Origin of the sequence: Streptomyces sp. NPDC058308, from assembly GCF_042880275.1 — a bacterium.
Lineage (GTDB): Bacteria > Actinomycetota > Actinomycetes > Streptomycetales > Streptomycetaceae > Streptomyces.
Genome location: NZ_JBHVZA010000016.1, coordinates 26,376 through 38,992, shown reverse-complemented (window position 1 = coordinate 38,992; position 12,617 = coordinate 26,376). Strand labels below are relative to the sequence as shown.

At 69.5% G+C, this 12,617-nt stretch carries 9 protein-coding genes; 5 read left to right on the top strand and 4 right to left on the bottom strand.

What is annotated here, in order from left to right; all coding sequences use genetic code 11:
- Positions 1-53: 53 nt before the first annotated feature.
- Genes ACFVYL_RS22090 through ACFVYL_RS22080 form a run of 3 tightly spaced genes read right to left on the bottom strand, consistent with a single transcriptional unit; the run spans position 54 to position 3,257 of the window.
- Positions 54-935, bottom strand: a complete 882-nt coding sequence (locus tag ACFVYL_RS22090) for a carbohydrate ABC transporter permease (protein WP_389718723.1) — start codon at positions 933-935, stop codon at positions 54-56.
- A 4-nt stretch (positions 936-939) separates the two neighbouring features.
- Positions 940-1,890 carry a carbohydrate ABC transporter permease gene (locus tag ACFVYL_RS22085; RefSeq protein WP_389718721.1) on the bottom strand — a complete coding sequence of 317 codons (951 nt, stop codon included), beginning with the start codon at positions 1,888-1,890 and terminating at the stop codon, positions 940-942.
- Complete coding sequence (locus ACFVYL_RS22080; protein WP_389718718.1) at positions 1,890-3,257, bottom strand: ABC transporter substrate-binding protein; 1,368 nt, start codon at positions 3,255-3,257, stop codon at positions 1,890-1,892. The genes ACFVYL_RS22085 and ACFVYL_RS22080 overlap by 1 nt, the downstream gene beginning before the upstream one ends.
- Positions 3,258-3,666: 409 nt before the next feature.
- Here ACFVYL_RS22080 and ACFVYL_RS22075 point away from each other — a divergent pair, with 409 nt between their 5' ends.
- From ACFVYL_RS22075 to ACFVYL_RS22065, 3 genes are all read left to right on the top strand, one after another.
- On the top strand, positions 3,667-8,010 hold the full coding sequence (locus tag ACFVYL_RS22075) for a discoidin domain-containing protein (RefSeq protein ID WP_389718715.1): 4,344 nt from the start codon (positions 3,667-3,669) through the stop codon (positions 8,008-8,010).
- A gap of 192 nt (positions 8,011-8,202) precedes the next feature.
- Positions 8,203-9,213: a LacI family DNA-binding transcriptional regulator gene (locus ACFVYL_RS22070; protein ID WP_389718712.1), complete on the top strand. Its 1,011-nt coding sequence runs from the start codon at positions 8,203-8,205 to the stop codon at positions 9,211-9,213.
- A 104-nt stretch (positions 9,214-9,317) separates the two neighbouring features.
- Positions 9,318-10,658, top strand: coding sequence for a ricin-type beta-trefoil lectin domain protein (locus ACFVYL_RS22065; RefSeq protein WP_389718709.1), 1,341 nt, complete (start codon positions 9,318-9,320; stop codon positions 10,656-10,658).
- A 5-nt stretch (positions 10,659-10,663) separates the two neighbouring features.
- Here ACFVYL_RS22065 and ACFVYL_RS22060 read toward each other — a convergent pair whose 3' ends face one another.
- Positions 10,664-11,203, bottom strand: coding sequence for a hypothetical protein (locus tag ACFVYL_RS22060; RefSeq protein WP_389718706.1), 540 nt, complete (start codon positions 11,201-11,203; stop codon positions 10,664-10,666).
- A 104-nt stretch (positions 11,204-11,307) separates the two neighbouring features.
- On the opposite strand from ACFVYL_RS22060, the gene ACFVYL_RS22055 reads away from it, so the two are divergent.
- Together ACFVYL_RS22055 and ACFVYL_RS22050 are read left to right on the top strand one after the other, a co-directional pair.
- Positions 11,308-11,790 carry an Lrp/AsnC family transcriptional regulator gene (locus tag ACFVYL_RS22055; protein ID WP_389718704.1) on the top strand — a complete coding sequence of 161 codons (483 nt, stop codon included), beginning with the start codon at positions 11,308-11,310 and terminating at the stop codon, positions 11,788-11,790.
- A gap of 26 nt (positions 11,791-11,816) precedes the next feature.
- Positions 11,817-12,500, top strand: a complete 684-nt coding sequence (locus ACFVYL_RS22050; RefSeq protein WP_389718702.1) for an HAD family hydrolase — start codon at positions 11,817-11,819, stop codon at positions 12,498-12,500.
- Positions 12,501-12,617: the final 117 nt, after the last annotated feature.

The window sequence follows — 12,617 nt, the reverse complement described above, 5'->3', positions numbered from 1 at the left end:
GACGCGTACGGGCCTGTGGGCGGGGGGTGGGTGCGGAGGGAGGCGGACGCCGCTCAGCCCTTGAGGCTCCCGGCGCCCAGGCCCGCGATGATCTGGCGCTGGAAGACGAGGAAGAGCGCGATCAGCGGCAGGGAGGCCATCACGAGCCCCGCGACCAGGGAGTTGAGCGGGGTGTCCGACGCCACCCGCTGGAGGAACACGCTCAGCGGTTGCTCGGCGGGGTCCGGCAGCACGAGGAGCGGCCAGAGGAAGTCCTTCCAGGCCGTGACGATGGAGAGGATGGAGACGACGGCGAGGATCGGCCGGGACAGCGGGAGCACCACGCGCCACAGGGTCGTCAGCGGTCCCGCGCCGTCCATCTTCGCCGCGTCGAGGATCTCGTCGGGGATCCGGTCGAAGAAGTTCTTCAGGATGTAGATGTTGAACGCGTTGGCGGCGGCCGGGAGCCAGACCGCGCTCGGGCTGTTGATCAGGTTGCGGTGGAACAGGGGTACGTCGACGACGGTGAGGTAGACCGGCACGAGGAGTGCGGTGGCGGGCATCATCAGGGTGAGCAGCATCAGCGCGAGCACCACGTTCCCGAACCGCGGGCGCAGCTTCGAGAGCGCGTACGCGGCGGGCACCTGCACCGCCAGCTGCACCAGCCAGGCCCCGCCGGCCAGGACGACGGTGTTCAGGAAGTAGTCCGCCAGGTCCATCTCCCGCCAGGCTTTGGCGTAGTTCTCCGGGTGCCAGGACTCCGGTACATAGGTGGGCGGGGACTGCGCCAGTTCCGTGGAGGACTTCATGGCGCCGGTCGCCGCCCAGTAGAGCGGTACGACGAAGGCCAGCGTGAACAGGGCGAGCGTGACGGCGAGCAGCGACCAGTAGACGAGTCGCCCCTTGCGGGTCCGCAGGACGGCGGGGCGTACGAGCGTGCGCGTCGAGGCGGGCATCCGGTCACTCCTCGGCGGCGCGGGTGATCCGCAGGTAGAGGGCGGAGAAGGCGGCCAGGACGAGCAGGAGCAGCAGGCTGAGCGCGCTGGCGGTGCCGAAGTCGTTGTAGACAAAGGCGTACCGGTAGACCAGGAACATCACGGTCACCGTGGAGTCCTCGGGGCCGCCGCCGGTCATCACGTACGGCTCGGTGAACACCTGCATGGTCGCGACGATCTGGAGCAGCAGCAGGACCAGGAGCACGAACCGGGTCTGCGGGACGGTGACGTGGCGCAGGCGCTGCCATACGCTGGCGCCGTCCAGCTCGGCCGCCTCGTACAGCTCGCCGGGGATGGTCTGCAGCGCGGCGAGGTAGATCAGGGTCGTGGTGCCCATGTTCGCCCAGGTCGAGACGGTGACCAGGGAGATCAGTGAGGTGGACGAGGAGTCCAGCCAGGCCGAGGTCGGCAGGTGCAGTGTGCGGAGGATCTCGTTGAGCAGTCCGGGTCCTGGGTCGTAGAACCACTTCCACATCAGGGCCACGACCACGGGCGGCAGCATCACCGGCAGGTAGACCAGGACCCGGAAGTACGCCCGCGCGTGCCGGAACTCGTTGAGGAGCACCGCCGTCAGGAACGGCACGGCGAAGCCGAGCAGCAGCGCGTACAAGGTGAACAGGCCGGTGTTCTTCCAGGCGGTGAGGAAGAGCGGATCGTTGAACAGCTTCTCGAAGTTGGCGAGGCCGGCCCAGGTGTTCCCGGTGACGAAGTTGACGTGTTGGAAGCCGAGGATCACGTTCCGGACGATCGGCCACCACGAGAACAGCGCGAAGATCACCACGGCGGCGCAGAGGAACCCGTACGCCGTCAGGTCCTCACGCAGAGCGCGGCGCCGGGCGGCGAGGCGCCTTCGGGGGGCGGGCGGCGGCACGGGCGCGGCCTCGTCCCGGGGCGGGGCCTTGAGCGACATGCTCATCAGGAGGCGTCGTAGATCGCGTCGACCTTGTCCTCGGCGCGGTCGAGGAGGGCGTCGATGTCTGCGTCCTCCTTGGTGAGGACGGCCTGCATCACGGAGTCGAGGACGGCGTAGACCTCTTGGGCCCTGGGGGGTTCGATCACGCCCGGCACCTTCGGCGCGGCCTGCATGAAGGCCTGGTAGTTGCCGGTCGGCATGTTGGCGTTGTCCTGCTTGACCTTTTCGATCCGGTCGCGGACGGAGCCCTCGAAGATGTCGGGGACCATGGGCATCGGGATGCCGACGGGGAGCTTGGCTTCGGCGTAGTCCGTGACGTTCTTCTCGATGAGGCCGGGGTTGAGGTAGCGCCACTGGATCCACTTGACACCGGCCTTGATCTTCGCCGGGGACGCCTTGGCGTTGAACATGTAGCCCTCGCCGCCGAGCAGCGTGGCCTTCGCGTCCGGTACCGGGGCGAGCGCGTAGTCCTCGTACTTCCCGCCGAACTGCTTGGCGATGACGGTGATGTTGTCGGCCGCCGAGACGTACATGCCGAGCTTGCCGGACCCCATCATCCGCTGGACGTCCTCGACCTGGAGCAGCTGCTTGCTGCCCATCGAGCCGTCCTTCCAGCGCATGTCGTGCAGGTCCTGGAGAGTCGCCCTGCCCGCGGCGGTGTTGAACGCCGCCTTCCAGGTGCCCCCGCTCTCCTGGGCGATACGGCCGCCGCGGGAGTACAGCTCCGCGGTGAAGTGCCAGCCGCCCTGGTTGTTCTTGGAGAAGTCCGCGTAGCCGACGTTGTCGTCGCCGAGACCGGCGATCTTCTTGGCCGCCCTGCGGACGTCCGCCCAGGTCTTCGGCGGCTGGTCGGGGTCGAGACCGGCCTTTTCGAAGAGCGCGCGGTTGTAGACGAGGCCCATCGAGTAGTTCGACGTCGGCAGGCCGTACTGGTGGCCCTGCTCGTCCTGGAAGATCTTCATCAGCGGGTCCTGGATGTCACCGCGGCGCGGCATGTCCTTGACGGCGTCGGTGATGTCCGCGACCTGCTTCTTCTCGATCAGGGACCGGGTGTCGGTGAAGTAGACGTAGAAGACGTCCTCCAACTTGCCGCCCGCCAGCTTCGCGTTGAAGGTCTTCGGGTCCATGAAGCCCTCGTGCGGCACGATGTCGATGTCCGGGTTGGCCTTCTCGAACCGCGCCACGTGCCGGTCGAAGAGCGTGCGCTCGAAGGCCTGGGTCTTGGGCGGCTGCCCGTTGACGTCGAGCTTCACCCTGCCGCCCGAGTCCGCGTCGGATTCGTCGCTGCTGGTGCCGCAGGCGGACGTCGCGACCAGCGCGAGAACGGTGACGGTGGCGAGTGCGAGCGTACGGCTGCTCATGGATGACATCGGGAGACCCCCTCCGGGTCGTGCTCCACGGCGCGAAGGCGCGCCGGGCCGGCGGCGCGCGGTCGGCCCTGACGGGCACGGCCGGTCCGCCGCGGTGCTGTGGCTGTCGGGTGCGGCGCACACTCAACCACCGGCGACAGACCAGCACAATATCTCGCGCATACATTGCAAAACCCTGATCGCCCTTGCCACCAAGGGCAGTTCACCCTCAGGGCCGGACCAGGGGTGACCCGGCACCACCCCTCCCCGACGCGGCGCCACATGGCCCCACCAGCCAGGACAGCGGGGCCGGAGCAGCACGGTCACAAGTTCCGCTTCTGCTGTGGCCAGATTGACAGTTCTCTGCAACTCTCCAACTTCTCCGCGCCAAATCTTGCGCGCCGACCCACGTGAGGGAGTTGTGAGACCCATGAGCCGCATCAGGCCCGCTCAGGGCAGGACGCCGACACGAAGACCCCGAGGGGAACGGCCGACCAGCCGGAGATGGCGGTCCTTCGCCGCCTCCCTCGCCGCCACCCTGCTCCTGCTGGGATTACCCGCACTGACCGCCACCGCGGCGGGCGGACCCGACCTGGCGGCGGGCAAGCCGGCCAAGGCGAGCAGCAGCAAGGCCGAGTACGGGGCGGCGAACATCACCGACGGCAACCCGGCCACCTACTGGGAGAGTTCGGGCAGCGACTTGCCGCAGTGGGTGCAGGTGGACCTCGGCCGCACGGCTCGCGTCGACGAGGTGGTCCTCGAACTGCCCCCGGCCTGGGAGGCCCGCAAGCAGACGCTCGCGGTCCAGGGCAGCCCGGACGGCACCGGGTTCAGCACACTTGCCGCGTCGGCATCGCACTCCTTCGAGCCCGGCAGCGGCAACGCGGTGACGGTCCGCTTTCCCGCCGCACAGACCCGCTTCGTCCGCCTGCACATCACCGCCAACACCGGCTGGCCCGCGGCCCAGCTCTCCGGCCTGCGGGTGCACGCGGCGCAGGACGCCTCCCAGAACCTGGCGCGGGGCAAGACCCTCAAGGCCTCCGGCCACACGGGGGACCACGTCGCCGCGCACGCCAACGACGGCAATCGTGACACCTATTGGGAGAGCGAGAACGGCACGCTGCCGCAGTGGATCCAGGCCGACCTCGGCGCCTCGTCCCGCGTCGACCAGGTGGTGCTGCGTGTGCCCGTCGGCTGGAACACCCGTAGCCAGACCCTGAAGCTCCAGGGCAGCGGCAACGGCACGGACTTCACCGACCTGGCCGTGGCGAAGGACTACGCCTTCAGCGACGCGACAGACTACTCCGCCACACTCTCCTTCGACACCACCACCACCCGTTACGTGCGCGTCCTGATCAGCGCCAACACGGCCCAGAACGCGGGGCAGTTGTCCGAGCTGGAGATCTACGGCCCGGCGAGCGGCGACACCCAGGCGCCCACCGCGCCCAAGAACCTCACCCTCACCGAGCCCGATCCCGGCCGGCCCAAGCTCACCTGGGACGCGGCCGCCGACGACAAGGGCGTGACCGCCTACGACGTGTACGCCGACGGGGAGCTGCGCACCAGCGTCGCCGGGGACGTGCGTACGTACACGGACACGCAGCCCGCGAGCGCCACCGTCACCTACTACGTCCGGGCCCGCGACGCGGCGGGCAACGCCTCACCGAACAGCAACTCCGTTGTACGAAAGGGCAGTTCGGGCGACACCCAGGCCCCCACCGCACCCGCGAACCTCGCTTTCACCCAGCCCTCCGGTGGCGAGATCAAGCTGGTCTGGGGCGCCTCCACGGACAACGTGAAGGTCACGGCGTACGACGTCTACGCCGACGGCAAGCCGCTCAGGACCCTCGGCGGCGACGTCACGACGTACACCGATGAGCGGGCCGCCGGTGACACGGTGTCCTACGCGGTGCGCGCCCGCGACGCGGCGGGGAACGTCTCGGCCTTCAGCAACACCGTGACCCGCCCAGGAGCGGGCGCCGGCACGAACCTGGCCGAGGGCAAGCCGATCACCGCGTCCTCGGTGATCCACACCTATGTCGCGGAGAACGCCAACGACGGGCAGACGTCGACCTATTGGGAGGGCGCCGCGGGCAGTTACCCGAACACGCTGACCGTGAAGCTGCGGGCCGACGCTGACGTCGACTCGGTCGTCGTGAAGCTCAGTCCGGACCCCGCCTGGGGCCCGCGCACCCAGACGGTGGAGGTCCTCGGCCGCAAGCAGAACGCCACGGAGTTCACCACGCTCAAGGAGGCCAAGGAGTACTCCTTCACCCCCTCCGGCAACCAGAACACCGTCACCGTCCCGGTCTCCGCACGGGTCGCCGACGTCCGCCTGAAGTTCACCGCGAACAGCGGGGCGACGGCCGGGCAGGTCGCCGAGTTCCAGGTCATGGGCACACCCGCACCCAACCCCGACCTGACGGTCAGCAAGCTGACGTACGCCCCCGAAGCGCCGAACGAGTCCGACGAGCTGACCCTCGGCGCGACCGTGTACAACGGCGGCAAGGAGGCGTCCGCCGCCAGTGACGTCACGTTCCGGCTCGGGGGTGACAAGGCCGGCGCGGCGCCGGTCGGTGCTCTCGGCGCGGGCGAATCGGCGACCGTGAGCGTCAGGGCCCCGGCGCGCGACGCGGGTTCATACGCGTTCGCCGCGACCGTCGACGAGGCGGACAAGGTCATCGAGCAGGACGAGGGGAACAACACCCGCACCAGTCCGACACCGCTGAGTGTCAAGCCGGTGCGCAGCTCCGACCTGGTCGCGTCGCCGGTGAGCTGGACGCCGAGCGCGCCCGCGGGCGGCAAGGAGGCCGCCTTCAGCGTCGCGATCAAGAATCAGGGCACGCAGGACTCCGCGTCCGGCGCCCATGGCATCACGCTGACCCTGCGGAACGCCAAGGGCGACACGGTCAAGACCCTGACCGGCACGTACAACGGGGTCATCGGCGCGGGTGACACCACGGCCCCGGTCAAGCTCGGCGCGTGGACGGCCGCCAACGGCCGCTACACGGTCGAGGTCGTCCTCGCCGGCGACGCCAACGAGATCCCGGCCAAGCGCGAGAACAACACGAGCACCCGGCCGCTGTTCGTCGGCCGCGGCGCCGCCACGCCGTACGACACCTACGAGGCGGAGGACGGAGTGCTCGCCGGCGGCGCGAAGGCCGTCGGCCCCAACCGCACCATCGGCGACCTGGCGGGCGAGGCCTCGGGCCGCAGGGCCGTCACGCTCGACTCGACCGGGTCCTCGGTGGAGTTCACGGCCGACCGGCCCACGAACACCCTGGTCACCCGCTTCTCCATCCCGGACGCACCGGGCGGCGGAGGGACCGAGGCGACGTTGAACGTGTACGTCGACGGGGTCTTCCGCAAGGCGATCGACCTCACCTCCAAGTACGCCTGGCTGTACGGCGCGGAGGCCTCGCCCGGCAACGCGCCCGGGGACGGCCCGGCCCGGCACATCTACGACGAGGCGCACCTCCTGCTCGGCGAGACGGTCCCGGCCGGCAGCAAGATCAAGCTTCAGAAGGACGGCGCCAACACCTCCCGCTACGCGATCGACTTCGTCGACCTGGAGAAGACCGCGCCGAAGGCCAACCCGGACCCGGGCGCGTACGTCGTCCCCGCCGGGTTCGCGCACCAGGACGTGCAGAACGCCCTGGACAAGGTCCGGATGGACACCACAGGAAAGCTGACCGGCGTGTACCTGCCGCCCGGTGACTACGAGACCAGCAGCAAGTTCCAGGTCTACGGCAAGGCCGTGCAGGTGACGGGCGCCGGGCCCTGGTACACCCGCTTCCACGCACCGGCCGCCCAGCAGAACACCGACATCGGGTTCCGCGCCGACGCCGGCGCGAAGGGCTCGTCCTTCTCGGGCTTCGCCTACTTCGGCAACTACACGTCGCGCATCGACGGTCCGGGCAAGGTGTTCGACTTCCAGAACGTCTCCGACATCACCATCGACGACATCTGGAACGAACACATGGTGTGCCTGTACTGGGGCGCCAACACGGACCGCATGACCATCAAGAACGCGCGGATCCGTGACATGTTCGCCGACGGCATCAACATGACCAACGGCAGCACGGACAACCTCGTCGCGAACAACGAGGCCCGGGCGACGGGCGACGACAGCTTCGCCCTGTTCTCGGCCATCGACGCGGGTGGCGCGGACATGAAGAACAACGTCTACGAGAACCTGACCTCGCTGCTGACCTGGCGCGCGGCGGGTGTCGCCGTCTACGGCGGCTACAACAACACCTTCCGCAACATCCGCATCGCGGACACCCTGGTCTACTCCGGGATCACGATCAGCTCCCTGGACTTCAACTACCCGATGAACGGCTTCGGCACCGATCCCACGACCTTCGAGAACGTCTCCATCGAGCGGGCGGGCGGCCACTTCTGGAACGGCCAGACCTTCCCGGGGATCTGGCTGTTCTCCGCCTCGAAGGTCTTCCAGGGAATCCGCGTCAACAACGTCGACATCACCGACCCGACGTACCACGGGATCATGTTCCAGACGAACTACGTGGGCGGACAGCCCCAGTTCCCGGTCAAGGACACGATCCTGCGGGACATCACCATCACGGGCGCCCACAAGAGCGGCGACGCCTTCGACCACAAGTCGGGCTTCGGCGTCTGGGCCAATGAGATGCCGGAGGCCGGGCAGGGCCCCGCCGTGGGCGAAGCCACCATCCACAACCTGAAGGTGAACGACAACGCGCAGGACATCAAGAACACCACCTCCACCTTCAAGCTGAACATCGAGCCCTGACCGGCGCGGAAGGGAGCAGCGGGCCTCGGCCGTCCGGAACACGGGCGGCCGGGGCTCTCCGGCTTCCCTCCCTGCCTGCTTTCCTCCCTCCCTGCATCTTCCCTACCTGCTTGCAACACCTCAACAACCCGCTGAAGAAAGTGGCGCACAGGACCGTAACTCGCTTGCGGTGCTTGCTATATGGTTGCGCATATGACGCGACGACTTGCTCAAGTTGCGAAGAAGGTGGGGGTGAGCGAGGCCACGGTCAGCCGTGTCCTCAATAACAAGCCCGGTGTCTCCGCAGCGACACGACAGTCCGTACTGACGGCGCTGGACGTCCTCGGTTATGAGCGGCCGACGCAGCTGCGCGGGGAGCGCGCCCGGCTCGTCGGCCTCGTCCTGCCGGAGCTGCAGAACCCCATCTTCCCCGCGTTCGCCGAGGTCATCGGCGGCGCCCTCGCCCAGCAGGGGCTCACACCCGTGCTCTGCACGCAGACCAGGGGCGGTGTCTCCGAGGCCGACTATGTGGAGCTCCTGCTCCAGCAGCAGGTCTCCGGCGTCGTGTTCGCGGGGGGCTTCTTCGCCGAGACCGACGCCCCGCACGACCACTACCACCAGCTCGCGGAGCGGAAGATCCCGGTCGTCCTCATCAACGCGTCGATCGAGGGCCTCGACTTCCCCTGCGTCGCGTGCGACGACGCCGTCGCCGTCGAGCAGGCCTGGCGCCATCTCGCCTCGCTCGGACACGAGCGGATCGGCCTGCTGCTCGGCCCGTCCGACCACGTCCCCTCCCGCCGCAAGCTCGAAGCCGCCCGGCTCGTCGCGAAGGCCGCGGGCATGCAGCTGGCCGACGAGTTCGTGGAACGGTCGATCTTCTCGCTGGAGGGCGGCCAGGCCGCCGCCACCCGTCTGCTGGGGCGCGGGGTCACCGGCATCGTCTGCGGCAGCGACCCGCTCGCGCTGGGAGCCATCAGGGCGGCCCGCCGCCGGGGGCTCTCCGTCCCCACCGACGTCTCGGTCGTCGGGTACGACGACTCGGCCTTCATGACCTGCACGGAGCCGCCCCTGTCGACGGTGCGCCAGCCCATCGAGGCGATGGGCCGCGCGGCGGTCGACCTGCTGTGCGCCCAGATCCAGGGCACCCAGGCCCACCCCGGCGAGCTGCTCTTCGAGCCCGAGCTCGTCGTCCGCGGGTCGACCGCGCAACTGTCGTCGGGCTGAACCCGCCGCAGCCTCTACCTCGCCCCAACTGGAGCTACAGCCCCGGCACTTCACACCTATCATCTGTTCGGCACATTGCTGTTCAGTGAGAGGACAACGGGGACTTGAGTTCCATACGGAAGCGCGGCGCGCGCAAGCGCCGCATCGCCATGGCCGCGGTGGGTGTCGCGGCCGCCGTCGTGGCGGGGGTACAGCTGTCGCCCGCCGCGTTCGGCACGGGCACTGGCTCCGGCTCCGGCTCCGGCTCCGGCGACAAGGAGCCGCGGACCACGCACGCGGCCGCGGGCCACGCCGAGACGGACGACTTCGGCGCCTCCGGCACGGACGGGACGGCGTTCCGGAACGGGGTCATGACCCTGAAGACGGCCCCCGTCGCGCCCTCCGCGGACTCGTCGAGGCGGGCCGCCGCCGCTCCCCCGCACGGCGTGGGGTGGAAGTCGGGCGGCCAGTCCAAGTACCTCGGCACCGGCTACACCATCAAGTTCTACGACAAGAAGGCCGCGGACTGGCTGGCCCCCTACGTGAAGCGGTCGGCGGCGGACCTGCGTCGCGTGACGAACCTGCCCATCGCCGTCGACACGAACCCGGTCGGCTGGGACTACAAGAGGCCCAGGGGCGAGATCGTCGTCGGACTGCTGAAGCGGCCGTGCGTCCCGCCCGCGGACGGCGGCTCCACCGGCTGGAAGGTCGTCCGTGACGGTTCCGGCAGCAAGAACCTGAGCTGCGGGCTCTTCTCCTCGTCCGTCGCCGACACGGTGACCAGCGGGCACGCGTACATCGACGACGAGTTCTTCACCGCCGACGGCAAGCCGGCGCCCTCCATGGGCGAGACGTACATGCGCAACCACATCAGCCACGAGCTCGGGCACACGATGGGCCTCACGCACGCCAACCGCAGCGCGACGCGCGGCGACTGCGTCAAGGGCACCGACTCGAGGGAGTTCCCGGTGATGTGCACGCCCACCACCGCCTACCAGGACAAGCGCGCGGGCACCTATGTCCAGCAGTTCGACATGAAGGGCCTGCGCTATCTGGCGCGCGGCGGCGGCGCGGTACTTCCCCCGCAGGGCAAGGTGACCGGCATCGGCCGCAAGTGCCTCGACGTCAAGGGCGGCAAGGCGGCCAACGGCACGCAGATCCAGCTCTACACCTGCAACGGCGGCGTGGCGCAGTCGTGGATCCTGCAGAAGGACGGCGCGTTCCGCGCGCTCGGCAAGTGCCTGGACAACTACCGCAACCTCAGCACCAACGGCAACAAGATCTCCCTCTCCGACTGCAACGGCGGCGCGTCCCAGCGCTGGTCGGTGAACGCGAAGGGCCAGATCGTGCACGTCGCGTCCGGCAAGGTCCTCGACGTGACGGGCGGCTCCACCGCCAACAGCACGAAGGTCCAACTGCACTCGGCGAACACGTACAAGCGCCAACTCTGGGCCACACCGAAGTAACCACCTCACCGCGGCCGCGCGACCACCGCGTCCTTGACCTCGCCGACCCAGTGCCGCCCGTCGAGATCGACCTGCGGCCTGACCTCGAGATCAACCTTGTTCAGGTGGCCGGGCGGCACGTCGAAGGCGAACTCCGCCGTGCCGGACGAGCCCGGTGACACGCTGCCCTCGATTCCGTTGCCCAGCTTGCCGTCGTAGATCTGGGAGCACCCCTCGCCGTCGTCACCGGACTTCACGTACACCGACATCAGCGCCCCATTGAAGGGCTCGTCGGTGCCGTTGTGCACCTTGATGCGCCACTTCACGGCCTGGTTCTTCGACTCATGCCCCACGGCGAACGATGCCGGCGTGAACTTCACCGGCTTCGACACGGTGACGGCCAACCCGTCTCCCCACTTCTTCGTGTCTCCCCAAGCGCCGGCCTCCGCGACGGCCGACGGCGGCGGAGGGGCCGCTGCCGCCAGGCTGCCGCCGGTGCCCAGGAGGCATGCGGTCAGCGCGGCGGCCGGGAGACGGGACGCCGCGGACCTGCGTATGCCGTTCATGAATCCATGATCCTCCCGTGGTCGGGACGGCGCAGCCGCGCGGGTGGGGGCAGCGGCTACAGTCGCCTGCGATCGGCCCCGCTCACCTGGGAGAACCTCGCGCCATGACCGTCGACGCACTCGACACCCGCATCCTGCGGCTGCTGCTGGAGCAGCCGCGCACCAGTCTGCGCGAGTACGCGCGCGTGCTCGGTATCGCCCGCGGCACCCTGCAAGCCCGGCTCGACCGCATGGAGCGCGACGGGGTGATCACCGGTACGGGGCCGTTCCTCTCCCCCGCGGCGCTCGGTCACCCCGTGCTCGCGTTCGTGCACATCGAGGTCACGCAGGGGCACCTGGACGAGGTGGGGAACGCGCTGGCCGCCGTGCCCGAGATCATCGAGGCGCACTCCATCACGGGCGGCGGCGATCTGCTGACCCGGGTCGCGGCCCGGGACAACGGCCACCTCGAAGATGTCGTCCAGCAGCTGATCAACCTGCCGGGCGTGGTGCGCACCCGGACCGAGATGGCGCTGCGGGAGCGGGTGCCGCACCGGCTGCTCCCGCTGGTCGAGTCGGTGGGCAGGTCGGCTGCCGGACCGGGTTGACCAGGCCGTTTGGCATGCTGGAGGTCATGAGCACCTTCGGCACGACCTCGGTCGTCTTCGACCTCGACGGCACCCTCGTGGACAGCGAGCCCAACTACTACGAAGCCTCGCGGGCCCTGCTCGCGGACTTCACGGGCCGGGAGTACACCTGGGCCGACAACGAGCGATACGTCGGCATCAGCTCCCTCGAGACGCTCGCGCTGTGGAAGCGTGAGTACGGGATCGAGGCGCCGGTGACCGAGCTCCTCGCCGACCTCGACCGCCGCTATCTGGCTCTGGCGCGCGCGGCGACCCCCGTCTACCCGGAGATGCGGGGGCTCGTCGAGCGGCTCCACGACGCGGGCGTGCCGATGGCCGTCGCGTCCGGGTCCTCCCGCGCGGCCATCGGCGCCATCCTGGACGGCACGGGCCTCGCCGCCCAGCTGACCACGTTCGTCTCCGCCGAGGAGGTCCCGCGCGGCAAGCCCGCACCGGACGTGTTCCTCGCGGCGGCCGCCCTGCTCGGCGCGGCGCCCGCGGACTGCGTCGTCTTCGAGGACGCGGCGCCGGGGGCGATGGCGGCGCACGCGGCCGGGATGCGCTGTGTGGCGATCCCCTACGTGGCGGCGCACGCCGACGACCCGTCGTTCGCGCAGGCGGAACTGCTCTTCCGCGGCGGCCAGGCCGAGTTCACGGCCCAGGCGGCACTGAACATCCTGGCGCCCCAGTAAGGGCGTCCCAGTACGGGCACCCCATCAGGGGCGCGGGGAACCGCGCGCCAAGCCACGACGCAACCGCAGCCGCAGCCACAGCCGCAGCCACAGCCGCAGAAGTGACCCGGCCCGGAG

What these genes read in the sequence shown, in the direction of transcription:
- ACFVYL_RS22090 (WP_389718723.1), bottom strand. Translation starts at nt 935, where the DNA reads ATGCCCGCCTCGACGCGCACGCTCGTACGCCCCGCCGTCCTGCGGACC.
- ACFVYL_RS22085 (WP_389718721.1), bottom strand. Translation starts at nt 1,890, where the DNA reads ATGAGCATGTCGCTCAAGGCCCCGCCCCGGGACGAGGCCGCGCCCGTG.
- ACFVYL_RS22080 (WP_389718718.1), bottom strand. Translation starts at nt 3,257, where the DNA reads ATGTCATCCATGAGCAGCCGTACGCTCGCACTCGCCACCGTCACCGTT.
- ACFVYL_RS22075 (WP_389718715.1), top strand. Translation starts at nt 3,667, where the DNA reads ATGAGCCGCATCAGGCCCGCTCAGGGCAGGACGCCGACACGAAGACCC.
- ACFVYL_RS22070 (WP_389718712.1), top strand. Translation starts at nt 8,203, where the DNA reads ATGACGCGACGACTTGCTCAAGTTGCGAAGAAGGTGGGGGTGAGCGAG.
- ACFVYL_RS22060 (WP_389718706.1), bottom strand. Translation starts at nt 11,203, where the DNA reads ATGAACGGCATACGCAGGTCCGCGGCGTCCCGTCTCCCGGCCGCCGCG.
- ACFVYL_RS22055 (WP_389718704.1), top strand. Translation starts at nt 11,308, where the DNA reads ATGACCGTCGACGCACTCGACACCCGCATCCTGCGGCTGCTGCTGGAG.
- ACFVYL_RS22050 (WP_389718702.1), top strand. Translation starts at nt 11,817, where the DNA reads ATGAGCACCTTCGGCACGACCTCGGTCGTCTTCGACCTCGACGGCACC.